Here is a 25,145-nt window from a genome sequence, read left to right as displayed (position 1 = left end):
GGTCCCTTTTGCTTATTAACTTCCATGACATGAAAAAAACACTGATTTTTGCTATAGTTGAGATATAAATAGGAGGGATAACATGAACACCATCACCTTATCGATGAAAAGCCAAAACAAAACGATACCTTTGCAGATAGAACAAATGACCGTCTATGCACAGAGTAAAATACTTAAGGCACATGATACCCAGGATAATACATATTATCTCGTCTTTTACAAGGACCGGTTTCTTAACGTTTGGAAAGCAAACGAGCTAGATGCCGATTCCCATATTGCCAAGGCATTTGAACATGGTATCTTGCTTTCATCCCCACACCCTCTTATCCTTGCTTTAGTTTCTTCTGAAAAACACCTCAAAAGACAAAGCTTCAATCAACTTTTCAAGTCCTTGGAAAAATCATTCTCCTTACAAGAAATAGCTCTGATTGCTACTTACTTCGACGCTTTCATTGAGAAAGAAAAACTTTTCACATATATCCGATCCCTTTATTACCAGCTGAGACGAGACGGAAAAATGTTTGCAGGTTATCGTATCGTACAAATTCTTGCTGACTGGATGCCAGAAAATGAATGGGCTAAATCTTTAAGTAATGAATTGAACGCGAACAAGTACCGGGAACTATACGCCTCACTGGATAAAAGCCTGCTCAAACAAGATCCAATTTTTTATGAAAAAGCTTTATTTTCTATTCGAAACGAAACCGAATCGTTTTCCACCCTCTTTACTGTTCTGGAAAATCAGGGAAGATGGTTAGACCAGACAGTTCTTCTGATCGCCCGTTTTTCTTCTCATCCTGCGGAAGAAAGCTACACGTCCCTCAAACAGATAGGTGAAGCACATTTTAACCCAGCAGAAGTATTAGACTTGCTGGAAAGCCTGTATACCATTAACTCTTCTTATCAACCATTACAAAATGATCTTCTAAATTTTTATTTGAAAACGGGGCACCTGAAAAAAATGATACAGCTGGTTACTGAACATTCCATCAACCTCTCTGATGAGCAAGAGAAACAAATGATGCACTTATTAGAAAATTATAATCCGCAGATCAATTCCAACCACCTCCCAAACTTGAATAAATTTTTAGTTCCGTTATTCAAGACCCATGTCGGGAGAGCTCAACAAATTTTAAACCAAAGCCTAGAAGTGCTATTGCAGAGTAAGGACATAGACGAAGTCATTGACTGGCTGATACCATTAGATGACATTCCTCAGGCCAAAGATACAATCAATAAAGTACAACTGATTAAATACCTGATCAACGATTTAGACAATCAGCATAAATTAGGGGAACTATATTACAATTTCCGATATTTAGAGGGAGCATTGGAATGTTTCAGCTGGGAAATGGAATTGAAGAAAAATGACCCATCCCCTGTACAATGGTTAGCGAGAATCTATAACGAAAAAGGCATGCCACAGGAGGCGAAAGCATACCATCAGCTTTATGCGAGCTTGGCAGCTAACGCGACTTAACATGTACCAGTGAAAGTGCCTGAATCCCAGGATCCTTTCAATGAAGAAAACAGCGATGCCTTATGAAAACATCGCCCCCTATTATTGAAAAAACATTTTTTAATCAAGTATTGCAAAAGATACTAAATCACCAATTTCATGCGTGATATCTCCTCTGCACTTTGATTTACCATAATGAACCATAATTTCTAATATACGCTGACCATAATAACATAATTCTTAATATCTCGGATTCAAGTATTCCAGATAATGGCCCTATAAATGGAAAATAAGCGGTGATCACCCACTAATAAATCCCCGATGAATGGCTTATGAATTCTTTTATTACTTTGACGTACAATTCAGGTTCTTCAAACCTAGGAAATTGACCACTGTGGTTAAATATTGATATTTTACGATTGGATTGACTATTAGCAAACGCAGCAAGCTGGTCATCTGCAGTCACCCATTCATAGTTGTCTTTCATCAAAAGCATTGGACAGTTAATAGAATCAAGCTGAGGAAGTTGTGATTCAAAAACCTTCCCTTCCTGATATAACTTTTTCTGATGATTCCCAGCCCGTTCCCAATTTTCTTGTGGAATACCAGACTTTTCGGCAAGATGATCAAAAAAGTGTTTTTCCTCTCCATGGAGATCACCCAAGTCAAGGAGAAACTCTATACATTTTTTCCAAACTTCTTCTGGATCAGTTATTTAAAAGCAGTCAGGGACTCTTCCGCCATTTCATCTTTTCCTAATCGCTTATATTCCTGAATAGCCCCTGCAATAAGTGAGCGGGCGGTGCTTCCCAGATCAAACATAGGACATTCCAACAGTATGCGTGTTATTTTTTCAGGATAATTCAATTGATATTGTGCGGCTAAATACCCGCCAAATGAGTGGCCAATGATACCCCACTTCTTTATACCAAATTGCTCACGAATGGACTCACAGCCCTCTATCAAGTCAAAAATTCCGAATGATTCTTCCTCCTCGATCGGATCCGATCGAAGTACCCCTCTTTGATCGATTGCAATGACTCTCATAAACTTTGTAAACGGAAGAAACACTGTGTCCTCTTAAATTATGCAATCGAATAACCATGAAGGTGGAAGTGAATCGCACAATAGACCCGGACATAAGCCGAAGGGGGTCATCAAAAAGACCCTTTTCGGCTTTTTTAACGTTTTCTTTATGGCCTCAGAGGGTAAAGTGCTATGAAATATCTGATAGATACCACAACACAATATGAAGAAACAAGTTATACAAAATACAAACATTGTTATCAATTGGCCGTTACACCGAGTCAGATGCATGTTTAGAAGGGAGAAGGTTATGAGCAAACAACAACAGGCAGAGCTGAAGAAAAGGGTGGCACCGTTTGCAAAGTCAGATACAAAAGTAGGGGTTGCACAGTTAATCAATAGTGTTTTACCGTTTTTCTTGTTTTGGTTCCTCGCATACCAAAGTTTATCGGTATCCATTTGGTTGACCCTTGCATTAGCAGTGATTGCCGCCGGTTTTGTCGTTCGCATCTTTATCATTTTCCATGACTGCACCCACGGGTCATTTTTCAAAAGCAGTCAAGCGAATCGAGTGGTTGGTACGTTTACCGGCATTATCACCCATTTTGCTTTTGCAAAATGGAAACGCAGCCACACGATGCACCATGCGACAAGCGGCAATTTAGATAAACGAGGCACCGGAGATATATGGATGATGACGGTGGATGAATATATTCACGCTTCTTTTTGGACCCGATTAACGTATAGGCTGTATCGTAACCCCATTGTATTGTTCGGATTAGGTCCATTTTTCCTTTTCCTTGTAGACAATCGGTTTAATAAAAAAGAGGCTAAACGAAAAGAGAGAATGAACACGTATTTCATCAACACTTCCATTGCAGTTATCTACGCGCTGTTAATATGGATCATCGGTTGGCAGGCCTTTCTGATTGTACAGATTCCTATTCTGTTCCTATCAGGAGCCATCGGCATTTGGTTGTTCTATGTCCAGCACCAGTTTGAAGATTCCTATTTTGAAAATGAAGAGGAATGGGATTTTGTCAAGGCCGCCGTCGACGGAAGTTCCTATTACAAGCTTCCGAAGGTCATGCAGTGGATTACCGGCAACATTGGTTTCCATCACGTGCATCATCTCAGTCCAAGAGTCCCTAATTACAACCTAGAAAAAACCCACAATAATGTAACGCCACTTCAACAGGCGACAACCATCACACTGGCTTCCAGTCTGGAATCGTTTCGTTTCCGGGTGTATGATGAAGCCAACAAGAAATTTGTAAGCTTTAAAGAAATGAAAAACATTTTACGGCAAAGAAAAATGAGAAGGCAACGAAACCATCGAACCCCAAACTATCAGGGACGATAAAAATAAAAAAGGGCGCAGGTTCCTATTCAAGGATAGCGCCCCTCGTATATTATTATTAATCAGATTGAGGTTGTCGCTCTGCGCTCTTGAAGCATTGTCTTCGTTCTAAAGACTGACACCTCTTTCTTTATAGAACTATTCGTATGAGCTGGATGGTACGTAGTTACCGTATATCGAACGAGGTTGAGTATCTATAAAGGTTAAGAGGTTCCCTTCCATTTGATTAATTTTATGTGAGGGGTATAGTATGATTTATCTTGGAATTGATATTGGAAAACGTCATCACGAAGCTGGACTAATTAATGAAAATGGGGATCCTATCGGGAAAACATTTCGTTTTGCTAATTCAAAAAGTGGTAGTGACAAGCTTCTTAAATTCTTAAATCAACACCAGGTTACACCTGAAGAATGTGCTTGTGGCATGGAAGCCACAGGTCACTATTGGTTATCTCTCTTTTCTTTCCTTCATCAACTCGGATTCAAAGTGACAGCTTTCAACCCCATGCAATCTGATGCACTACGTAATTTTTATATTCGTAAAACCTTAAAGATGCTTACTTAATAGCTCAAGTTATCCGCATTGACTCTCCACAAAAATTCGCCCCGGGTTATTACCTTCTATTACCGCTTTAACTTCTAAATGTCCCGCATCATTTATTAACTTTTCGCATTTATAGAATTTAGTTTTATCAAGTTCACGAATCATTTTTAACCCTCCTACCGCAATAACATCATAACTTAAATTCATCCAGACTTTTACAACATTTATGCTTGGCTATCACAACTAGTGATAACCATTGTGCAGCTATCGCCCCCAATACTAGATCATCTATTGACTCATAAAAATTCTAGACTTAGTCCCACATAAATTAAAACTGAAACAACCGCAAAGCCAGAAAAGAATAATCCTTTCTGAAACTTTGTCCAATTTTTCATCCAACCCCAACGTTTTCGATCTACATCCAACCAAAAGAAATCGACTAATACTGCTAATATCACAATCAATAAAACTGCGAAGGTACCCAAAGAACATCCCTCCATTTTTATTCTTATTTTAATTATACCATTATTAAACCAAATAATTCCAAGTGAATTGAGTAGTCTTTTTATTGAGTTATCTCGAATTCATGTCTTCCAGATAATGGCCCATTGATGCAAAAAAGCGCAAATCCTTTATTCCGGAAATGCGCCCTGACTTGATTTCAAGGTAAATTTAATAACGATCTTCCTTTTTGCCCTATGCGGAATAAGGCCCTCACCCATACTTATCCAAATCTTTTAGCCTGCAATAGCTTAATTCTATTCTTGAAGACTATCTTATAAAACGACTGATGCTTTGTATGGTATCACTTAGTGAAGAAATAGAACTCAATGTATCGAATGGTTCAATTTCTAAGGAATGATTAGCTTTATTGACTACCTTAACCTTGATGTTATTTTTGTTCATTAATGCTTCTATTTTCTCAAGTACGTAATGATGATCTTTGCTCCCAGCAATAATTAATATTTTACTCTGACTCTCTAAAAGAGGTCTCATAAACAACTCGTACTTCAGTAATGGGGTTAGTAATACAAATGTTGATTTTGGATGTTTAACCATAATCTCATTGATAATTGGAATAGTTCCAATAGACTTTCCAAAATATATGCTCTCTCTATACTCGCCACAGTTAAGAACTTCATCAATTATAGGTTCCACATCATTTGTTATTATGTCAGCTATTCCAGCTATGGGGAGATTTAATTCATCCTGAGAGTAGGAGTAATGGATATGAACAATGTCTATTTTTCCTTCTATAAGCTTCATTGTTGAATAATAAAATAAGGGTTTATCATATGTATAGCCTGCACCAGAAAACATAATACAGACAACTTTTGAATTGTTTTGTATATGCGTATATTGAATTTCTTTATCACCAATCATCTTCGATTTAATATTAACCTTCACATCTACTCCCCCTTAACCATCTTGAAAAAACTTCTAATAAAATCTGTTCATTTTACTAAATAACCCTGCTTCTATAACTGAATAAGAACGCCAAAACGGACTGTATTTGTCAGTCGTTATTTAACTCTTGCGCTCCTTTAAATGAACAGTGAGTACATTATCAAAGCGGTAGATGTATTTCCCTTGTTGGGTTATAAACTTTAAGCCAATTTTCTGCTTCCGCCTTTATCCAACTTCCAAAGTGATCCAAGAATTTCAATATTTCTTCTGAACTTGATAAGGGGTTGATTACGTACCAAAGCGCTGTTCTCATCTCTTGCTCTTTTTCAGGATAATGCTTCGAAAATAGTTTATAGGCTGGGAATAGATCCCTTGTGTATGACTGTTCTTGAACAATGACAAGCGCGAGACCAGCCCTCACAATAATTCTCATGATCCATGAACAGCAATCCTTAATGTCCTCAATGTCGTCATTTCCCGTTAAATCATGCTTGGCTTTATCAATCAGAGATCTTAAGTGAATGAGGTGTTCATTCGCCAAGGAGCTGTCGGGTTTATAATCAGGGAGCTTACTTATTAGGTTTTCACCATAAACACAAATACCATAGGTTTTTAGAATAAACGGAATCATGGAGCAATATTTTGACTCCTCAACCTCACTTAAAGGGCAGAATCCTAATTCTACACCGTTTATAAAACGGAATTTTTGATCAATAAATTGTTCGGTCTCCTCCACCCAATCAAGGTCAATATCTTGAGGATTAGAATAGGTTACTATTATTACGTCAACATCAGATACACCTTCAATGTCTAACCCTCTTGGCACAGATCCTCTTATATAAATGCTGTGAATTTCCTTTGGTAAAACGGAAAGACAGCTTTCATTTATTAGTCGGATTACTTCTCGAAATTTATTATTGATTTTATTGGGATTAGACTGGTTTATTATATAGCCTTTGTCGTCTACAGAACATAAAGATCCTATTTCTTTAATTTCAGTCATTACTTAAAAGTCCCCATTTCTTCTCTGATTGTATTTATTCAACAAAATGGCCTTTTCACATACAAGGAGCGCATGTCTTATTCAAGATTTGCGCCCGATTGCTGAACAGTCGAAATGAAAGATTATTTCTTTATTGGATTTGCACGACATTCATTCTTGATTATTCTCCATTTGTTTTAAATATAAATAAAGACCATAATCTGTCGGAACAGAAGTATAACTCATCTGCCTTAACATAGCAGTGATATTACCACGGTGATATGTTCCATGATTCACAACATGGAGAACTTGCTCAAACACACTTGTTTCCATCAAGTCACCATTCGGGTTTTCAATCACAAGAGGTTTGTCTGTGTTTTCCATTTTACTTAGGAACAACTTGTATCGTTCTGACAGTTTAAAAAACATCGCTTCCATTTCTTCTATTCCCTTTGATACTATTTCCTCTTTTAGTTGCTCTTGCAGCCTTAATGAATAATCCATGCTTTTACCATAAAACACTTCTATCCACCCAAGATCAGAAAGATAAACATGGGCTAAAACATGAGATATCGATGAAAAAACACTTTGAACTTCATGACGATAAACATCCTTGGGTAGCTCATTTAGTCGGTTGAAAATTTGTCTATTTGCCCATTCGTTATAGTCATACAATTGTAATTCAAGCTGCGCCATTTAAAACTTCTTCCTTTCATGTTTGATATAGCACCCTAATTATACACTACCCCTTTGGTTTTTAGGCTCTATTCTTATTCCGCGAAAGTTAGCAATAGGTAAGCGTTTGAAGTTATCTCCGGCTTTTCCCCTGCTCCGCACCGAACGTGCTAGTTTCCCAGCATTCGGCGTTCCATCTAATGATATGTACTAAATTATAAGTTCCTTGTTACTCTTCGAGACTGGATCGCTTGATCCCTTCCATCCCACATACCTTTCGGTATTGGTTAATTTTATCTAGAATTCGTTGGTTTTGTGGAATCTTTTCAAGATAAAAATTGATTCGCTCGATATCTCTAATGTGTATGAGCCGGTGGACATCTTTATGGAGAATGCGGAGGTTTTGAAACTTATCCGTTCCTCCAAAACTCTTGGGTACATAATGATGACAATGAACATCTGAAGCATGTAAATACTCGCCTGTAATTTCACATTTACCCATCTTCATACTGTACCGACTTATTCGATTATCAAGATATTCTATACTCCGATTCGGTAGAGAAGCTTTCATTAAATAACCGACTTCTTGTTGTATATCCGGTCGTAACTTTTTATAAATTTGTTCTCTACCTCTCTTTGTGTAAAGCGAAAGCTTTGGACTGAAGTTCATCTTATGGAATGTTTTAACATTACCAATAGGAAAAAGGTACATCCCTCTAATGTTGATAGTCTTCGTTCCTAAGCTAAAGTTCTTCTTATAAAAAGGTGGTGGCTGAAAAGGATGTTCTAGTTTTCCAACCGGTCGAAGACGGTTCACTAGAAATGGTTTAAGATCGAAAGCAAGACGTGAGAACGCAAGGCTTACATGAGTCGCTCGTTTGAAGTAATGATGAATACCCAAAACGAAACTATTATAACGTTGAATATTTCCAGCAGAAGGGGAAGCTTTTATTGTTCGAATGAGCTTCTTAGCTTCCTGTTTGATTTTCCTTCTTTTTGAGGAAATGACCCCTGTATGGGCCACTCGTTTCTTCCCCTTTTTATTCGCACGAATGGTGAAACCTAAGAACTCTGATTCTCGTTTTCTCAAGTTTACAATTTGAGATTTCTCTGGAGAGATGTCCAACTTTAAACGCTCTTTGAGGTAAAGACGTACCGCATGGTACCACCGTTGAGCTGTCTTTCCATCTCGGCATAGAATTTTAAAATCATCGGCGTACCTAATCAAGTATCCTTGCTTCAAGTTTGTTTGTTTTCTAGCTCGCCTTTTAGCATCATCTGAACTGTAGGTTTTTGTAAGAGGAAAGACCTCCCATTGTCCTGCAACCCATTGATCTAAGTCATTTAGAACCACATTAGAGAGTAAAGGTGATAGAATACCACCTTGTGGTGATCCTTTCACAGGCACACCTTCTCCATCGATTTCGGACTTGATCATTTTAGCTATACAAGCGAGAACCTTTCGGTCTCGAATACCCATATTCCAAAGCTGTTTATTTAGTAATGAGTGATTCACATTATCAAAGAAACTTTTAATATCTACATCGACGACAAAATGAAATTGCGCTTGGTTAATTAAGTATTGTATCCTTGCCATAGCATGATGAGCAGACCGGAGAGGTCTGAACCCGTAACTATGTTTGAAGAATTGAGACTCAACAATCGGTTCGAGAACTTGTTTGAAGCTCTGTTGGATGATTCTATCCAAGATACATGGAATCCCAAGAGGTCTCCATTTACCGTTCTCTTTTTCAATCCATTCTCTTCGAACTTTCTTCGGGTGATAGTTTCTTAGTTTGGTTCTTACTTCGTTTACGAGATTGTTTTCCGATAGCTCTTTCATGTCATCGATGGTTTTTCCATCGGTACCTGGCGTTTTGGACCCTTTGTTGGTTTTAATCATGCGAAAAGCGAGCAGGATGTTTTCTCTCGAAATGATCGTGTCATAAAGATGAGAAAACTTGTATCCTTGACTCGCTTTTTCATGTAGGTCTGTAAACGTCTCCGTCATATGATAATAATCCCAGTTTCGCAACGTTGGCACTGTGGCATCCCTCCTTATGGAGTGATGTTCCCACGTTCCTACCCGATCGGTGCCATTCACTTACGGAAAATAATCGTTTCATTCATTAGACTTGGGGCTGTTCCTCCACTCCCATTACAGGAGATTCCAGTCACTCCCCTACCCTCACAAGGACAAATACTTTTCAGCATGGAGCTTTATAGCAACCGTTTCGGGTGACAGCCCTTGTTTCAACGTCCCTTGCTTTCCAAGTACCTTACAACGTAGCTTTCCATACTAAACATAGGTGCTTCCTTTAAGCCTGTGAGCTGGATACCGCCATGGTTCGGTATAGCGTATTTCAGAGGGCGCAGTTTTACTCCACACCACTCACGTCATCGTAAGATGACACGTAAGTTTCCCTACGTTGAAAATTTAGACCCTTACTTTCGGAGGTTCGTCAGTTCCTATCTCAAGGAACGATTCTCACCGTATCTAGTTTTTCAGCCGTGAGGCATATCCGTTGGCATACCTTTTCTTATTGAATGGCTACAGCCTTCGTTCTACCTAATCTACCTGTGCTTCATACCCTATAACCTATCAATTATAACGCATGCAGGAGTATTGACGGGATGGTTTCAGGAAACATGGATCCGTCATTCCCATCCTCCGTTGTAAAGTTGAAATTTAATTGTTTAAACTTCCTGCTTTTTCACGGCGAAAGGCGTTTATAGCAGAACTTGTCGCGCGCGCCCCTTTTCATGAAGACTTGATTTCAAAATAATATAATAAAGTTTAACTCAGTAACGAGTCTCTTTCTTATATTTATCCTTTGGGAATTACTTCTACCACAATATTTCCAGAAAGTTCGTCATTAATGTAAGCTAATAAATTCCAAACCCCTGGGGATGGAAGCATTAAATATGATGGCATATTGACTTCATTCTCATTAATTTGGGCACCTTCGTAGAACTTTCCTGAAAACACCTTGATTAATTCTTCCGAGCCTTTTTTATATGCCATTACTTTTACGGGTTGATTCTTGATGTTTTCTTCTCCCCAATAAAACCAAAAAAACTTTTTCTGTTTATCGGCCTTCATTGGGAAATTACCAGTTATGCCAAATCCATCTTTACTTCCAATAACTTCGTATGTTGAACTTTCACCACTATAAGATTTAGTTTGATAATTAAATTTTGGAGATAGATTCCATTCATTATATTCGTCTTTTATTTCAAGTGTAGACCCTTCATATTTCAATTCCTTAACTTTATTGTCTTTTCCTTCAGTTTTACTCTCAGTTTCGCATGCAGTTAAAAGCATTAATAAAAAAGCTAGATAAGCTAAAAAAACAAATCTTCTTTTCAACCACCTCGCACCTCCTGTTTTTTAAGCAGTTAGTTTAATCCCAATCTTGCTGTATTCGTTGAATAGTTTCCTGAATAAAACTACTTCGATAGCCTTCTAAAACAATCCTCCTTATTCAATTAAATGCCCCTTAAATAAAAAGGCCGCGTTATTCGATGAACGCACCCCTTTAATGGAATACCATGGACTAACTTATTTAATCGACAGTAATGAATGGCTACTGTCATAAAGCATACTTATTGAATGAGGCTTTTATCCCTGCTTTTTGTGTTTCAAATCATACATCAATTTGAACCATTTCAATATGATTGTATATTTTTTGACACTAATATCTGTTAATCCCTCTTTTACGGGCGTTGGGCAAAAACACCCATTTTCGGAAACATGAAAAAATCGATTATCCTAAAAATAAAGAATAATCGATTAATGCAACCCGTTAGAATAGGAATATATTTTTCTAATCATAAGTATTAGTCCAGTAATTATAGGCAATGTCGCAAGGATCCAAAAAACAGTCCCCGAAACACTCATACCAATAAAAAATAGCAAAAAACCATATAACGTACTAATTAGAAGTGTCAAAATATATTTAAGTAGTTTCGTTTTAGTCATTGTGAACACAACATAACCTAGGAAAAAAATGCTTATTAGAATTAATAAACCTGCTGTCATTTTATCTTCCTCCTTATCTGCTTCCGACGTGTCCCAAGACATTACAACCAACAAAAGTGCGCCGAGCGCCCCATGATAAAAACTATTTCATCTCAAATATAACATAATCTGGACCTACTATTGAAAAAGGCACAATTCCTTTTCTGAACTGCACCTCCAATTTGTTAGTCATGTCTAACAATTGGGGTGGAGTTCAATAATACGATTGCATCCTTATATTGAACTCGATATCAAGTTAATTTAACTCAAAATGATCACCAAGCTTCTAATAGCTTGTAACATCTCTTATTATGAACAAAAGAAAAAAGCCCCCTTAAGAGGGACTTTCAGCTCCTATTAACTCTATCCTTTATCCTTATGACATCCGCAGTTTGATCCACTATTATTCGTACTTGAAGGACTTACTCGTTGGCAATTTGGAGAATTTATATCACTTCCGCAATCGTATTCCTCTACAACTGTTTCATTTACCTCTGAATTGGTAACTGGATAATAATTCTCATTTCTAATTATGGTTCTATTGACATTTTCAACTTCAGTTGGACGGACATGCTTTACTACGCGGCGATTCGTATTGTAATTTACAACGGTTTCAGTAGGATAATAAATCGTTTCCTCCTGAGCAGGTGAAGTTTGATCCGGGGAGCATGAACCTTCCAGATCCCTTTCTTTTCGAGATTTATAATATCGTCCCATAGAATATCCCTCCTTTCCTCTCCTATTGTATGCAATAGAAAAAGTTTGTCGTAGACTAGTAACGAACTTGAAGGAGAATTGTGTGTTTTTCCAGGTGAATCATCTTGGATATATAGGTTAAACACAGAAGTTTATAGTCTATGAACGTTTCACAACCAAAACCTTTATTCAACTCTCGCGCCCGGTTATAGAAGATTCGATAACAAAATAATTTAGCTTCCCAGAACTCCTAAATACTCTTCCCAGGGGCCGACATCCTCCCTGTACCTTTCTGACATCACCCTTACAATCTGGGATATGTGCGTTAAATCGTGAACCACCCATGTCGATATCAATTCTCTTAGTTTTACTTCTCCAAATGCAGGATGTTTCCCTGTTAGTTCAAACTGTGTATCAGATTTAATCAGTCCACTAATAATCTCGATATTCTGAACTCGTAGGCTTTTAAACTCATTCAACTTATGACTGAATGAGGTCTTAGACGGTTTGGTTATGTGAGCATCTCGATCGAATGGAGGAAATACCTTATCATTACCTTCCTCAACAATCGTTTTTAATCTAGGGATCCAATTATTTCTCTCACACTCAATTAGATGATCAACTACCTGGGCCGAATTCCATGTTCCTTCACCTTCGTTGCATTCTAGCCAATCAACAGATAAGCCAGATAAGAAGATTTCTAAAGTATTTGGTGTTCGTTCTAAAATCTCAAGTGCTTCGTTTAAATTAAAATTCATATGTTATCCTCCTCCATCTTTTTCATTCCACAAATCTTGCGCACAAATATAGTAAAGAAGAGACGATCAGTATTACTGAATAATTGACCCTGATTGTTGAATGTTTAATTTCGAGGTATCTCTAAGTGAATTTTTAACTATCGTCACCTTTAGTGAAAAATTACAAAGTTTTATCTAACAATAAATTCAATAAAAAGTTGAAAATAGAGAAACCAACAAAGAAACAAATAAACCTTACAAGATGATTCCTTCAGTTCGCTTTGTCCTTAAAGAATACAGAATTTAAAATATCAACAATCAATATTTGAATGTACATTTGCATAAAACCACAGTAATCCGACACGATTCCAATTGTTTTAGTTTTTTCTAATTTTTAATGAAAATTAGTTGACTTCGAAGTTTAAATTATGATATTATTAAAAATTTGATAAAAAACAATATATATGATAAGCTTAATAAGGTTACCATATATGGAGGGGATTTTTTGTTTCAAATTGGCGATAACATTGTTTATCCAATGCACGGAGTAGGTATAATTAAAGCCATAGAAGAAAAGGAAATCTCAGGGGAAAAACAAGAGTATTATATCATAAAAATGTTAATCAGTAATATGCAAGTCATGATTCCTACGAGTAAAATATTGAGTTCTAGTATACGCCCAGTTACTGACATAATTGCATTAAAACACATCATACACATTTTTCAGGATGGAGAATCAGATAGATTACTGCCGTGGAAACAAAGGTATAAAGTGAACACGGACAAAATAAAAACAGGTAAAATACAAGAAGGTGCTGAAGTTGTACGTGATTTAAAGCGTATGAAGAAAGAGAAAGCGCTTAATACAAGCGAGAAAAAAATGTTTGATAACGCACATGAATTTTTGATTAGTGAACTGAGATTAATTAAAGGGATCACTGAAAATCAAATAAAAATTTTCTGTTAAAGTTAATTATAGATAATGTATTACATCTCCCGAAAATATCCTGAATTTTTCGGGAATATGATTATTATTAAAAGTAAATCATGATAGTATGTTATACGAGAAAAATACGAGAAAATAGTTTTTTGATTATTAAGCTACAACGATTGTAAAATCGCTGTAGCGTTTTGATGTTAATTCACACGTCGATTCGCAATCCAAATCACAATCCTACAATAAATATCTCAGTGTTGTGCACCTGAAGATCTACACTATTTCACTGAGTACACGATTTTTTTCATCTATCAAGGATAAACCGTACTTCTCTCTTAGTGTTTTAACGTCTTTACTTGTGTTGAGGTTCTAAATATTTCCTTTGCTTCGCTTTTCCTATCCTCTTATTCCCCAGTTGTCTTTAAAAGCCTGTCGTTTTCTCTTTTTAAAGCACTGTTTTTAAGCTTTAAATTAAAAACAACAATTCAAAAGTACGAGCATAATTATTAATGAGCTTATATCTGATCACGGCATTTACAAGATCTCCTTTGAACGTTGGCTCTGATTAATGACCTAGCTAAGTTTTAAATCATACTCATAATAAGAGCTTTATTGAAAAATACATTCACCAAGAATAGTCCAATTATACAAGTACCATATAAAGACAAACCTATGATTTTATTTTTGAGATGAACGTTTTTTGACTAAAATACTTTCCCTCCTGGTCAACACTCAAAAACAGAGGCAGGCGATTATCTGTATTTTCAGCTTCAATATTGTTTAATAATGCCCGTGTTTGCTCATGTCTACATCATCCTTGTCAAAATATGAGTTTTACACAATTAAAGCTTCTTCCTTTCATGTTTGATATAGCACCCTAATGAACTTTTGACAATTATGAATAATTACGACTTCCTTTCATTTATTCTAGAGACATTAATGGAAAACTCCTCAAAACTCAATTGTCCTAAGGCAAACTTCATACTTTGAACATAGATACTTTCATTTTTAGTTAATTCACGTTTTGCTTCCTTTTCAATCCATTCATGCTCCATGTCCAAAATATCTAAAACATGTTTTTGTTTTGAAAATGCTTCATAGTATCTTAATCCAAATTTTCTTTGGGAGATAGCATCAATATGAATACCATCCGGATTTGCTGTTAAGCCTTTTGATGTTACAAAATAGCAATTTTTTTCAGTATAAGCAACTTTAGATAATACCTGGTTTATTTGATTATATTCTACAGCGCTTTTCCCAAATCCGGTCTCTCCAAGGTAATGTCCCAATTCACCGACAATAATCGGAATATGTGGAGCATTCAATTCTTCTCTCAAGTGTTTAAATAATGAAAGCAATTTATCTTCATAAGTCTTATAACGTTCTCCGTAACTGTCGCTTTCTCCTTGATGCCACAGAATTCCTACTATTTCACTTGTTTCTATAGCAAATTTTGCTTCAGAAATCGCATGTCTTGCTAATAATCCACCAATTGTCCACTCATCAATTGAGCTTCCTCCCTCGGCACATGCTATTATTCCAATAGACTCGCCCGGATGATCCTCTGTCCAAGCCTGAGCAAAAGAGGCTGCCGGACCAACACCAGCTACGTGACGATCAAAATTAAGTGGTTCCGCCATCATTTGCCATCTACCATTTCGTAACATATTTATATGCTCATTATAAATCGGCGGTACATCCTCAATAAATCCTCTTCCTGCCATATTTGATTGTCCAATTATTAATATAGAGTTCATATAAAAACCTCTTTCTTTGTTTGCAAAGTGCTAATTAAACTAGACAGTATTAAGAGTACAGCTCCAATTAGATATTTCTACTACATGTTTATTACATAAATTTTTAAGAGCTTTTCCTTTCAGCCTAGTAGATCCCATTCTTGATAGTGTGCTGTAATACCCTAGCAATTTTTCCACCCCCTCATAATTAAGTATCATTTTAACAAACTTTGGAATTCATTCCTCCACAATATGCCCCCTAAATGTAAAAAGGACGCGTTAATCGATAAACGCGCCCGATTCGGGAAGACTCGACTTCAAGATATAACCATCTAAAATATAGGATATAGATAGAGTTGATCACTTCGTTTTTCTAGCTTTCATCACTTCTGCTAACTGTCGAGAGTTTAAATCTATCTCCTTATTTAGTTTTTCAATAATATTGTCATAGTCCTCTTTATTTCGATTTTGACTTAATTTGTATGCTGCTTGAAATTCTTGCACCTTTACTTTAAATCCAACAATGCCTTTGATTTGTTTTTTGGTTTTCGGAGAGAAGCTCCCCCAAAACGCGGCATTTTCACGGTGTTGTTCATACTTTTGCAATAGAGATTTCAGGTCTTCCTGCAATTCTTGTTCACTCATGAGACTAGCCGTTCCATATACATGGACAGCTTGATAATTCCAGGTGGGCACATTTTCAAACTTGTACCACGAGGATGAAATGTAAGCATGCGGACCTTGATACATAACAAGAACAGGATCATCCCCGAAAGTTTTCCATTGATAATTCGCATAAGCCAAATGTCCAGTGAGATAATAGTCATCCCCTTGTTTATGTAACTCCAAAGGTAAGTGAGTCGCTATAGGTTTTCCTTGTTTTGTCGTTAGGATCGTTCCAAAAGAGTTCGTCTGAATAAAATCTCTGATTTCATCGAAATCTGTGACTTTAAAATGCTTTGGGATATACATCCTCATTCACCTCTTTACTTATTATTGGAGTCTTTTAACCATTATTAAATCAGTTTGTTCTTCATACCCCATAAAAAAAGAGTGCGCTCCCGTTTGAACAAAACCCAATTTCTTGTAGAAAGAAATAGCATTTTCATTTTTTTCCCATATGCCCAGCCAGATCTTCTTTTTATTCTGTTCCATAGCAATATCCATAGCTTTATTGAACAGATATTTACCAAGTCCATGCTTTTGAAATTTATTTATAATATAAATACGCTCGATCTCAAGAGAGTCATCACCCATTTCTTCAGACTGAGCGTCCCCAGTATTAACCTTTAAATATCCAGCGACCTCATCATTAATAGAAACAAAAAAGAATTGCGCTGAAGGGTTGGATAACTCTTTTTCTACTTTCTTTAAGTTAAATGCCTCTTCCAAATAGGCCTTCATATTTTCTGGCGAATTCTGATCCTCAAATGTCTCCTTAAATGTTTCATAACCAATGTTTTGAAGTTTTCGTGAATCTTCCAAAGTACATCTTGTCATATTTATATTCATTTAAACCTTTCACTCCTCTCAATAATCAATAACTTCTCTTGTTTCCTTTCTTAACGAATTCCCAGTCTTTTTCTATATTTTTTCTTACTCTTTGAAGAAGGTCGAAGATCGTTTCTATTTCTTCTTCGGATAAACCCTCTAAGGCAACAGCATTGGAATGATCATTTTCTCTTTTTATAAAAGGAAAAACCTTTTCCCCTTTCTCTGTTGGATATAGTTTTTTAATTTTTCTGTTATGTTCGTCTTCTTTCTTCTCAATAAAGCCATTTATTTCGAGTTTTTTAATAGAACGGGCTGCTGTGGTACGATCTACTTTTATCAGCTCAGCTATCTTCTCTTGAATGATTCCTGGGCTCTCACAGATTCGTACAAGATATAAATACTGCCCTTTTGTGAGGTCATATTCTTTGAATTCTATATTACTTATTGAATCTAATGCCCTCGCTATCATTCCAATTTCACGTAGTATTTCCTTCATATTAGACTCCTCAGCAAATATTTTTGTTGCAAATGCAACATTACTGTCATATACATAACTTAACTTAATTTCGTTGTATTTGCAACAAAAATTATCAATAAAGGGGTAGATTAGTGTGTAGTTTTTCTTTTTTGTATTTGCAATCTTGCTATTCCCCTTGGCATTTCTTTCACGATACAATCTGACCTTGGGACTTCCCCTTTTGACGCACTTTTGGTAGGACTGGCTATCCACGTGGGTTCTACGGTAGGAACTCGGGAAATAATCATTGCTTTGATATTAATAGGGTGTAATTCGCTTCTAAAAAGACAAAAACCAGAAGCTTTGGGAGTGTTAACAGCATTTATAACGGGGATTAGTATCGATATGTGGCTCTTTTTATTAGAAAAATTGCTTACACCTGAACTATGGTACAGCAAAGTTGTTTACTTTGGAATCGGCTTATTTGTTATAGTATTAGGTACTGCAATATATTTACAAACAAATTTTGCACCGATCCCGGTTGACCAATTAACGTTAATCATACAAGAATTAACTAGAACAAATATAATTTTTTCGAGATCCTTCATTTACCTAATATTCTTAATAATGGCCTTGATTTTTAATGGACCAAATGGGCGTTGGAACTTTATTAATCGTTGGCTTAAGTGGTCTAATACTTAACTACTTTATGTCATATACTAAAAAGGTATTGGACCAAGTATGAATAAACCCTACTACAACGGCAGACTTTGAGAAGGTAAAAAGCATTCAATATAGAGTGCTTTTTTCTAGGTTATCTCGAAATCAAGTATTCCAGATAATGGCCCGCTACATTAATAAAAGCGCAATCCTTTGCTCCAGAATTGCGCCCCTTTACCGGTAGACTCGATATCAAGGTATTATTAACCGATTAACATGTGGAGTTCACCTTTTTACAGCATGAACGTAATGAATGGTTTCAAAAGCTGTTAAGTAGTCATTTCTATTACTAAAATATAGTTCATTTATATGACTCGGTGTAAGATGTTCATAGATAAGTAAACCAGATGTTTCTAAAATTTTCTCCAATTCACGATAAGAAAAGCACGATTTCATTGGTTCCCCGCTTGCAGTAGCCATTTTAACCATGTTTTCAACTCTATTAGAGAGACCTTTTTCAGTAAATAAAGTTTCGTCTCCATAATCAAAAACAACTGAACTTCCCGAAGGAACTTTGTTAAACAAATGAACCATTAAGCTTGAGATTTCTTCTCTAGTCAAATAATAAGAAACCCCTAAAAGACTAAAAAAAGTCTTTTTATTAACATCAAACCCCTGATTAATTAGGTTTTGATCAGAAAACATTTTAGAGAAGTCCATTGGAATAAACTGAAGGTTACTTGGAATGTTATAGTTCGCTTCTTTCAATCTTTTCTTTTTGAATTCCTGCGTAGATGGGTGATCAATTTCGAATATCTCTAGAACAGTTTCCAATCCAGGATATCGAAAACAAAATGTATCTAACCCTGCCCCGAGGATGACATATTGTTCTACTCCCAAATCCACTTCATTCAGCAGTTTTTTCCAATAAGCAGCACGAGCCAAAGGTGTTGGAGAAAGCTGAACTTGAGTTATCCATTTTAATATTTCTTTTGTGTTTCCTTTAAATTTCTGAGCTATATCTGCGTTGAAGAATTGGACACCATGTACCATGTTCTCCTTTATGTCATTAAATTCACTTTGTGTAATTAAATCCTTGGCCACATAGTCATTAAAGATGTTAGGCGAGTCAAAACAACTATGATAAGCTCTACTAAAAGCAGAAATTATTGAGGTGATACACCAAACTTCTATTAGCTGGTATTTTTGAAGAAACAGATCATAGTTCAACGCTCGTAAGCTATTCACTTCATTCAAATGAGCGTAAATCATCAAATGAAGATAAGATTCAAACGAACATTTTTCCATGTATCGATCCATTTTTTGAATGAGATCAGCTGAATATTTTAAGTTCATAGCGTTAACGTATTTTCCAAGTGACGTTATTGCGTATTCTTGTCCATGTGTGAGTTCTTTATTTCGAATTTGCACAGCCCCCTGCGTCAAACATTATAAAGTATGTTTTGATGAACTAAAGCAGATTCCGAAAGTTTAGATATTATTTATGCAACACTAGTGATCAGTATGCCATAATATCTGTAAGGTTCAATCGTGAAAAAAGTTATTAAAATAAAGGGGAAAGATATGAATGGCAGAATTAATAGATTGGAAAAATAGTACTCGCGGGCATAAATTTATAGTTTCTTTTAGCGGAGGAAAGGATAGTGTCTTAGCTCTATATAAAGCAGTGAAGGTTGGAGAAGCAATTGGACTGATCATCATGCTGGAGGAAGAAGGGAAACGTTCCAGATCCCATGGAATGCGTCCGGAGCTCATACGTGCCCAAGCTAAATCTATAGATTTGCCAGTATATACTGCAGCTGCAAGTTGGACAGATTATGAAAAAGTATTTATGCGCCTTTTAGAAAAAGCTAAAAATAAAGGAGCAGAAGTTTTAGTAACTGGAGACTTAGATATCCCTGCTCATGGCTGTTGGCATGAAAAGGTTACGAAGAATGCTGGATTAAAGCTTGGAATGCCTTTATGGGAAATGAACCATCATGAAGCTGTCGAAGAGTTCATAAATCTAGGATTTGTTACGATCATTGTAACTGTTAATTTATCATTGGGAATGCAAGAGGACGATCTAGGGCGAACGTTAACCCATGAATACGTGAAGGAGCTTGAAGCTCGCGGTATTGACCCCTGCGGAGAAGGTGGAGAATTCCATACCACAGTAATAGATGGGCCCATTTTTAAACATCCTCTTCCAGTTCGTAAATGTAAGATTATTAAGGACGGAGAATATGCTTTTTTGCCTTTGGAGCTAAATCAGATGTCAGATATGGATACCTTATAAAGTATAAAGTAACATAAAAAAAAGACAGTTTTCACCCAGGATTACATGGTCTCTTCTCTGAGATTTTCAGGTATGTCTGTTGGGGGTTTTCAGCCTGTTGGATAAAACTACTTTCGAAGATAAACCTCCATATATGCAAAAAATTTTTTATTAGGGAGTTTTTAGGGGGGAGATATTAAGACATCTTTATCAATTAAAAACTCCCCCGAGTGTGTCTATGTTCCTTCAGGGGAGAGCCGTTGTGTTGGTGATATTAATAAAAGCCGTGGGCTAAAGCTGTTACCAAAGTTGTAACACCTATCAATAGTGGATGTTGATGGAGATATATGTAGATCCAATTTCTTGAATGAGGCCCTTTGTTTTTGTGTTGTTTTTTCATTTTTCTTTTCATCACGAACATACTAATCGCAATGAGTCCAGTAAATGTAGAGAAGATGCCTAACATGATACTTTGTGTTTCCAAATGTACCTCATTCCACTCTTCAAATTGGGGGTATTGGAAGAATACAACGCTCCAAAATATGGAGATTAGAATTAGGGTGAAACAAATAGCTTTTGTCATGGATCCTAGAAATTTCATGCCCCAAGTGTTCTCCTTCTTCACTCCCAATACGCATACAAAAGAAAGGGCTTTATTGTTTAGCTGTTCTTTCTGTTGCCCCTTTTATAAAAGGCTGAATCTCAAGCCTATTGAAAAAAACGGGTTAAACTCCACTAGTATCAAAAGAAAACCGTCTTTGACGTTTTGGGTGTTGTCTATGATGCTGCTAGAGTACTTTGAATTTGGCGAAGTACCCCCAAAAGTTTCCTGTTTTCCCCTCCAAGGTAAATCCCTTATCTTGCACCAACCTTCGTAAGCGCTGATAACCCACCATATGAGGATCTGGCTGTCCTTCACCTATTACGAGATGTGCGTTGGGCTTTAGGACACGGTGCAACTCTTTGAGGACGCGCTCTTGATCTGGAATCTCTCCAAGAGTAGCAACCAGAAATGCCGCATCAAAGGAGTTAGCCGGGTAAGGAAGCTCCTGTGCATCTCCTTGTGTCGAGAACACATTATCCAATCCAAATTCGTGAACCTTACGAATGGTATGATCTAGCATTCGTTGTTCGACATCAAGAATATCTAGAGTTCCACCCGGCGATATCCATGCGGTAGCATCTAAAGAATAGTATCCAGTACCTGGGCCTATCTCTAGTAATCTCTGGCCAGCTACCGGCTGGAGCATCATATGCAATCGGGTTCGAGACATAAATGGTCGGGGGAACTCGGTAAACATTCGTTGACTATATGGGAGAGGAGACGGCTCATTTCGCATTCGACTTATCCGATAAGTGAGGATTGCTGCAGTAATTAGTGTTGTAGTAATTGGTATTACTAATTTCTTATTTTTCGTCCATGGATTTTTACGTTTCATCAATTCATCCCTCCAATATAAACATAAAACGCATCAAAATTATATTAACATTAATATGCCAAGAGTGAATTTTCTTGTTCCACAATCTGGCCCTTTTCACAAAGAAAGAGCGCAAGCCTTATTCCAGATTTGCGCCCTTTACATGAAGAATTGATTTCAAGTTAATATTAATAACGACCTTCGGTTTTGCCCCTATTTCTTTAATAAACAGGGAACTCCTATTAGCTGGTATTGTTTAAGCGTATTTATTCACAAATTCCCCATTTTTATTGATGTACTAATTATTAATAACAATGGATAACTGATAATTCGCATGTTCGTTTAAGTCTATCAAAAATTGATCTAATAAATCATTAGTCGAAAATCTGCATTCCAGAAAACAACAACTTTCCCCACTAATTTTATTATTTTTGAATGCTATCCAAATAATCGGTTGTACTTCCTCATGAAGATAACTAACTGGCCAACCACATAAAAAACTGCAATTTGAGGGTTACTACATACATAGTAAATTCAAAGGAAGGAGGTTTTCACAGAAGCTAGGTACAGTAGGTTTTCATAAGATAAAAGCCACCTTATGATGTGTAAGCAGTTACGTTTTCATAGAGCACATAAGAAATTAACAGGCTAAACCACTTATTGATTTAGGCATTATCAACTTATTAAATCCATGAAGTGTTTCGCCATCGCTCCTTTTCCTGGATGTGCAACCACTTATATGTTACGGCTGATACAACTCCTGCAAAAATCGTCCAAATTAATGTTGTTTTCATATCCACTCTCCTTTTACGAAAAAATTATTACAAAATTTATTATTTTTAGAATTATACTAAAATTTCATTGTCTTGTAAATTGTTGTGCTTAATTCTTATTTTTGTCCAAATAACAAAGGATCCCACATATTAGTTTTAACTAACATATGGGACCCAAATGATTCTGCACACGTTTTATTCCTGATTTGCGCCCTTTTACAGAAGACTTGATTACAAGATAATCTTAAAAGACAATAATACTGATTTTCCATTCCCATGCTGCTCATCACAATACCACTTTGCTTTTTTCCTCCTTTAGCTCGCTTTTCTTTGACCGAAACAATTCTCCAAATGCTGCACCTCCTAAAATCAACAAAGCCCCGGCTATTTGCACCAGACTTAACTTTTCTCCTAAAATGGCAGCTGAAAAAATCAATGCCGACAGTGGTTCCAAATATCCGAGGATTGACACTGTCTGAACAGGCAAACCACCTATGGAAGAAAAATAAAAATAGCAACCGATTCCAGTACATACAACGCCTAATAGCAGTATGGGTATCAGATTTCCTTGCATAATGTTGACTGAAAATCCTTGCTTTAAACCTGTAAAAATTGCAACCGTAATAAAGCTAGTAAATAACTGGCACATAGCATTCTCAAGTCCTGTTATGCTTTTTGCCTTTTTATTGAAAACCACCATAATGGCATATGTGATTGCCGATAATATTCCACAAATCATTCCCCAAGAAGTTCCATCCTGCGACACAGCTTGCCCGTTTACACAAAGCATTCCAATTATTACAACAAGAAATCCAAGTAGTTTGGCACTTGTCATCTTTTCCCTAAATATAAAGGGAGAAAGAACCATGACGATAACAGGACCGCAATAATAAGCAAGACTGGCAATGCTTACACCTATTTGTGCGTAGGCTTCAAATAAAAACATCCAGCTTGCACCCATCGCTATGCCGGAAATCACTAAATACAAAAAGTGTGATTTGTTTTTCCAAAACTGTACTTTCTGCTTAGATAGTGCAAATACTAAAATCAAAAAAATGACACCTATCAAAGTCCGTAAAAAAACGATTTCATAACTGTCCAATAAAATATAACTTGCAACAATTCCATTGGAGCCGAACAGGAGCAATGCGGCTATATATTTGAAATATGCACTTTTCACTTTAACCACCATCCCTCTCCTTAATTTTACAATTCAACCACAGGCGGAATGTGCTTTTTATAGGCATATATCCGGTTGTAGTCCCATCGCTACATCCCTTTCCTAACTTGAATTTTTGATAGTAATAACATATCATGTGCACATGTATTACAAAAACGAATGTTTGTCATGATATGTATGACAAAAACAGATGAGAAAGGAAAAGAGTATGAACATCCAAAAATATATGGTATTTGTCAAAGTGGTGGAATTTGGTAACTTTACAAGAGCTGCCGAAGCATTGGACTATACACAGTCTGGGATTAGCCGTATGATTAACGATTTAGAAACGGAATGGGGGATTTCCCTTTTTGAAAGAGGACGTGCGGGTATCAGTTTAACCTCGGATGGTTTAAAGTTACTGCCTCAATTAAAGCGAATCTGTAATGAGCATGAAATTTTAATGACTCATATCGAAGACTTACACGATATGCAGTCTGGGATGATTCGTATTGGGACATTTTCCAGCGTAGCAACTTATTGGCTCCCTAACATTATTAGAATTTTTAAGAAGGATTACCCGAAGATAGATTTTGAACTTCTGCTTGGTGATTATACAGAAATTGAAAACTGGATTTCAAACGGACGTGTTGACTTAGGATTTGTGCGGCTACCGTCAAAAGCAGAATTTGAAACGATCTTTTTGGAGCAAGACCGTTTGCTGGTAGTAATCCCGCAAAATCATCCGCTTGCTAATTACGAAAAGTTTCCAATCAACGACTTATTGAACAGTCCGTTTATGCTATTGGAAAAGGGAGCAAAAGCAGAAATCTCTGAAATTTTTGAGTTGCACCATATTTCACCGCACGTTCATTTTACAACATGGGATGACTATGCCATTATGTCAATGGTGGAAAACGGGCTAGGAATCAGTATATTACCAGAATTGATCTTACAGCGTATTCCTCACAAAATTATAGCGAAAGAGCTTGAAGTTCCTGCTTTTAGAAATATTGGTATTGCTACACGAGAGCAACAATCACTTTCGCTTGCGTCCAAGAGATTTTTAGAATATTTATCTTATAGAAACAGGGAGTGAAAAAGTGTGGTGAGAAACATTTAATCACATTGTGAAAGCACCAGATCATTTTAACCCAACTCAAAAAGGACGCCTTGTTCATCAAGCGTCCCCGTTTTGTAAAGATATGTATTACCTTGTAAATAGCCAAATTAAGACTAATATGATTGCAATTATAGCCCAGAAGATAACCTGCTTATTTATCAAATTTATTCCTCCTTTACCACAAGTCTTACACCCTCCTGTCC

Annotated in this window: 22 protein-coding genes and 3 pseudogenes; 7 read left to right on the top strand and 18 right to left on the bottom strand. The window is 36.5% G+C overall.

The features are described from left to right. Positions 1–82 precede the first annotated feature (82 nt). Complete coding sequence (locus P9989_RS09040) at positions 83–1,480, top strand: hypothetical protein (RefSeq protein ID WP_283078439.1); 1,398 nt, start codon at positions 83–85, stop codon at positions 1,478–1,480. 286 nt (positions 1,481–1,766) lie between these two features. Here P9989_RS09040 and P9989_RS09035 read toward each other — a convergent pair whose 3' ends face one another. Then, positions 1,767–2,123, bottom strand: a complete 357-nt coding sequence (locus P9989_RS09035) for an alpha/beta fold hydrolase family protein (RefSeq protein ID WP_283078438.1) — start codon at positions 2,121–2,123, stop codon at positions 1,767–1,769. 47 nt (positions 2,124–2,170) lie between these two features. Then, positions 2,171–2,506: an alpha/beta fold hydrolase gene (locus tag P9989_RS09030; RefSeq protein ID WP_283078437.1), complete on the bottom strand. Its 336-nt coding sequence runs from the start codon at positions 2,504–2,506 to the stop codon at positions 2,171–2,173. A gap of 289 nt (positions 2,507–2,795) precedes the next feature. Here P9989_RS09030 and desA point away from each other — a divergent pair, with 289 nt between their 5' ends. Both desA and P9989_RS09020 read left to right on the top strand, forming a co-directional pair. Continuing rightward, a complete protein-coding gene (gene desA, locus P9989_RS09025) occupies positions 2,796–3,848 on the top strand; it encodes a Delta(5) desaturase DesA (RefSeq protein ID WP_283078436.1) in 1,053 nt (350 codons plus the stop codon). 247 nt (positions 3,849–4,095) lie between these two features. Further along, positions 4,096–4,442, top strand: a pseudogene (locus tag P9989_RS09020) (IS110 family transposase); the annotation flags it as partial. Here the strand turns inward: P9989_RS09020 and P9989_RS09015 are convergent. From P9989_RS09015 to P9989_RS08980, 8 genes are all read right to left on the bottom strand, one after another. Then, positions 4,420–4,554 (bottom strand): GNAT family acetyltransferase, encoded by a 135-nt coding sequence (locus P9989_RS09015; protein ID WP_390305348.1) that lies wholly within the window; start codon positions 4,552–4,554, stop codon positions 4,420–4,422. The pseudogene P9989_RS09020 and the gene P9989_RS09015 overlap by 23 nt on opposite strands. A 606-nt stretch (positions 4,555–5,160) precedes the next feature. Further along, positions 5,161–5,796, bottom strand: a complete 636-nt coding sequence (locus tag P9989_RS09010) for an alpha/beta family hydrolase (protein WP_283078434.1) — start codon at positions 5,794–5,796, stop codon at positions 5,161–5,163. A 160-nt stretch (positions 5,797–5,956) separates the two neighbouring features. Continuing rightward, positions 5,957–6,799, bottom strand: a complete 843-nt coding sequence (locus tag P9989_RS09005) for a nucleotidyltransferase family protein (protein WP_283078433.1) — start codon at positions 6,797–6,799, stop codon at positions 5,957–5,959. 150 nt (positions 6,800–6,949) lie between these two features. Further along, positions 6,950–7,474: a DinB family protein gene (locus P9989_RS09000; RefSeq protein WP_283078432.1), complete on the bottom strand. Its 525-nt coding sequence runs from the start codon at positions 7,472–7,474 to the stop codon at positions 6,950–6,952. A gap of 208 nt (positions 7,475–7,682) precedes the next feature. Continuing rightward, positions 7,683–9,497, bottom strand: coding sequence for a group II intron reverse transcriptase/maturase (gene ltrA, locus P9989_RS08995; RefSeq protein WP_283075615.1), 1,815 nt, complete (start codon positions 9,495–9,497; stop codon positions 7,683–7,685). Positions 9,498–10,280: 783 nt separating this feature from the next. Further along, a complete protein-coding gene (locus tag P9989_RS08990; RefSeq protein ID WP_283078431.1) occupies positions 10,281–10,823 on the bottom strand; it encodes a DUF4871 domain-containing protein in 543 nt (180 codons plus the stop codon). A gap of 1,014 nt (positions 10,824–11,837) precedes the next feature. Continuing rightward, a complete protein-coding gene (locus P9989_RS08985; protein WP_283078430.1) occupies positions 11,838–12,191 on the bottom strand; it encodes a CotD family spore coat protein in 354 nt (117 codons plus the stop codon). A 212-nt stretch (positions 12,192–12,403) separates the two neighbouring features. Then, positions 12,404–12,928 carry a DinB family protein gene (locus tag P9989_RS08980; protein ID WP_283078429.1) on the bottom strand — a complete coding sequence of 175 codons (525 nt, stop codon included), beginning with the start codon at positions 12,926–12,928 and terminating at the stop codon, positions 12,404–12,406. Between the two features lie 484 nt (positions 12,929–13,412). On the opposite strand from P9989_RS08980, the gene P9989_RS08975 reads away from it, so the two are divergent. Then, positions 13,413–13,874: a CarD family transcriptional regulator gene (locus tag P9989_RS08975; protein ID WP_283078428.1), complete on the top strand. Its 462-nt coding sequence runs from the start codon at positions 13,413–13,415 to the stop codon at positions 13,872–13,874. 875 nt (positions 13,875–14,749) lie between these two features. Here the strand turns inward: P9989_RS08975 and P9989_RS08970 are convergent. The 4 genes from P9989_RS08970 to P9989_RS08955 form a co-directional block, all read right to left on the bottom strand. Then, positions 14,750–15,601, bottom strand: a complete 852-nt coding sequence (locus tag P9989_RS08970) for a sialate O-acetylesterase (RefSeq protein WP_283078427.1) — start codon at positions 15,599–15,601, stop codon at positions 14,750–14,752. 339 nt (positions 15,602–15,940) lie between these two features. Further along, the gene (locus P9989_RS08965) at positions 15,941–16,552 is read right to left on the bottom strand and encodes an FMN-binding negative transcriptional regulator (protein ID WP_283078426.1); all 612 of its coding nucleotides are present in this window, start codon (positions 16,550–16,552) and stop codon (positions 15,941–15,943) included. Between the two features lie 21 nt (positions 16,553–16,573). Further along, positions 16,574–17,092: a spermidine/spermine N(1)-acetyltransferase gene (paiA, locus tag P9989_RS08960; protein WP_283078425.1), complete on the bottom strand. Its 519-nt coding sequence runs from the start codon at positions 17,090–17,092 to the stop codon at positions 16,574–16,576. Between the two features lie 25 nt (positions 17,093–17,117). After that, positions 17,118–17,570 carry a MarR family winged helix-turn-helix transcriptional regulator gene (locus P9989_RS08955; RefSeq protein WP_283078871.1) on the bottom strand — a complete coding sequence of 151 codons (453 nt, stop codon included), beginning with the start codon at positions 17,568–17,570 and terminating at the stop codon, positions 17,118–17,120. A gap of 135 nt (positions 17,571–17,705) precedes the next feature. Between P9989_RS08955 and P9989_RS08950 the strand changes: the two are divergent. After that, a pseudogene (locus P9989_RS08950) lies at positions 17,706–18,276 on the top strand (YczE/YyaS/YitT family protein). Positions 18,277–18,476: 200 nt separating this feature from the next. On the opposite strand, the gene P9989_RS08945 reads toward P9989_RS08950, so the two are convergent. Further along, positions 18,477–19,622 (bottom strand): class I SAM-dependent methyltransferase, encoded by a 1,146-nt coding sequence (locus P9989_RS08945; RefSeq protein ID WP_283078424.1) that lies wholly within the window; start codon positions 19,620–19,622, stop codon positions 18,477–18,479. 157 nt (positions 19,623–19,779) lie between these two features. On the opposite strand from P9989_RS08945, the gene P9989_RS08940 reads away from it, so the two are divergent. Next, positions 19,780–20,490, top strand: a complete 711-nt coding sequence (locus tag P9989_RS08940) for a Dph6-related ATP pyrophosphatase (protein WP_283078423.1) — start codon at positions 19,780–19,782, stop codon at positions 20,488–20,490. A 767-nt stretch (positions 20,491–21,257) separates the two neighbouring features. Here P9989_RS08940 and P9989_RS08935 read toward each other — a convergent pair. From P9989_RS08935 to P9989_RS08925, 3 genes and pseudogenes are all read right to left on the bottom strand, one after another. Beyond that, positions 21,258–21,908 carry a class I SAM-dependent methyltransferase gene (locus P9989_RS08935; protein ID WP_283078422.1) on the bottom strand — a complete coding sequence of 217 codons (651 nt, stop codon included), beginning with the start codon at positions 21,906–21,908 and terminating at the stop codon, positions 21,258–21,260. 277 nt (positions 21,909–22,185) lie between these two features. Continuing rightward, positions 22,186–22,317, bottom strand: a pseudogene (locus P9989_RS08930) (Lrp/AsnC family transcriptional regulator); the annotation flags it as partial. 629 nt (positions 22,318–22,946) lie between these two features. Beyond that, the gene (locus P9989_RS08925; protein WP_283078421.1) at positions 22,947–23,849 is read right to left on the bottom strand and encodes a DMT family transporter; all 903 of its coding nucleotides are present in this window, start codon (positions 23,847–23,849) and stop codon (positions 22,947–22,949) included. A gap of 199 nt (positions 23,850–24,048) precedes the next feature. Here P9989_RS08925 and P9989_RS08920 point away from each other — a divergent pair, with 199 nt between their 5' ends. Beyond that, the gene (locus P9989_RS08920) at positions 24,049–24,918 is read left to right on the top strand and encodes a LysR family transcriptional regulator (protein WP_283078420.1); all 870 of its coding nucleotides are present in this window, start codon (positions 24,049–24,051) and stop codon (positions 24,916–24,918) included. The last annotated feature ends 227 nt before the right edge of the window (positions 24,919–25,145 follow it).

Source organism: Halobacillus naozhouensis (genome assembly GCF_029714185.1).
GTDB classification, from domain to species: domain Bacteria; phylum Bacillota; class Bacilli; order Bacillales; family Halobacillaceae; genus Halobacillus_A; species Halobacillus_A naozhouensis.
This window is presented reverse-complemented; position numbering and strand designations above follow the sequence as displayed.

Coding starts and splice junctions, on each gene's coding strand:
- P9989_RS09040 (WP_283078439.1), top strand. CDS start 83: ATGAACACCATCACCTTATCGATGAAAAGCCAAAACAAAACGATACCT.
- P9989_RS09030 (WP_283078437.1), bottom strand. CDS start 2,506: ATGAGAGTCATTGCAATCGATCAAAGAGGGGTACTTCGATCGGATCCG.
- desA (WP_283078436.1), top strand. CDS start 2,796: ATGAGCAAACAACAACAGGCAGAGCTGAAGAAAAGGGTGGCACCGTTT.
- P9989_RS09015 (WP_390305348.1), bottom strand. CDS start 4,554: ATGATTCGTGAACTTGATAAAACTAAATTCTATAAATGCGAAAAGTTA.
- P9989_RS09005 (WP_283078433.1), bottom strand. CDS start 6,799: ATGACTGAAATTAAAGAAATAGGATCTTTATGTTCTGTAGACGACAAA.
- P9989_RS09000 (WP_283078432.1), bottom strand. CDS start 7,474: ATGGCGCAGCTTGAATTACAATTGTATGACTATAACGAATGGGCAAAT.
- P9989_RS08985 (WP_283078430.1), bottom strand. CDS start 12,191: ATGGGACGATATTATAAATCTCGAAAAGAAAGGGATCTGGAAGGTTCA.
- P9989_RS08980 (WP_283078429.1), bottom strand. CDS start 12,928: ATGAATTTTAATTTAAACGAAGCACTTGAGATTTTAGAACGAACACCA.
- P9989_RS08970 (WP_283078427.1), bottom strand. CDS start 15,601: ATGAACTCTATATTAATAATTGGACAATCAAATATGGCAGGAAGAGGA.
- P9989_RS08965 (WP_283078426.1), bottom strand. CDS start 16,552: ATGTATATCCCAAAGCATTTTAAAGTCACAGATTTCGATGAAATCAGA.
- paiA (WP_283078425.1), bottom strand. CDS start 17,092: ATGAATATAAATATGACAAGATGTACTTTGGAAGATTCACGAAAACTT.
- P9989_RS08955 (WP_283078871.1), bottom strand. CDS start 17,570: ATGAAGGAAATACTACGTGAAATTGGAATGATAGCGAGGGCATTAGAT.
- P9989_RS08940 (WP_283078423.1), top strand. CDS start 19,780: ATGGCAGAATTAATAGATTGGAAAAATAGTACTCGCGGGCATAAATTT.
- P9989_RS08935 (WP_283078422.1), bottom strand. CDS start 21,908: ATGAAACGTAAAAATCCATGGACGAAAAATAAGAAATTAGTAATACCA.
- P9989_RS08920 (WP_283078420.1), top strand. CDS start 24,049: ATGAACATCCAAAAATATATGGTATTTGTCAAAGTGGTGGAATTTGGT.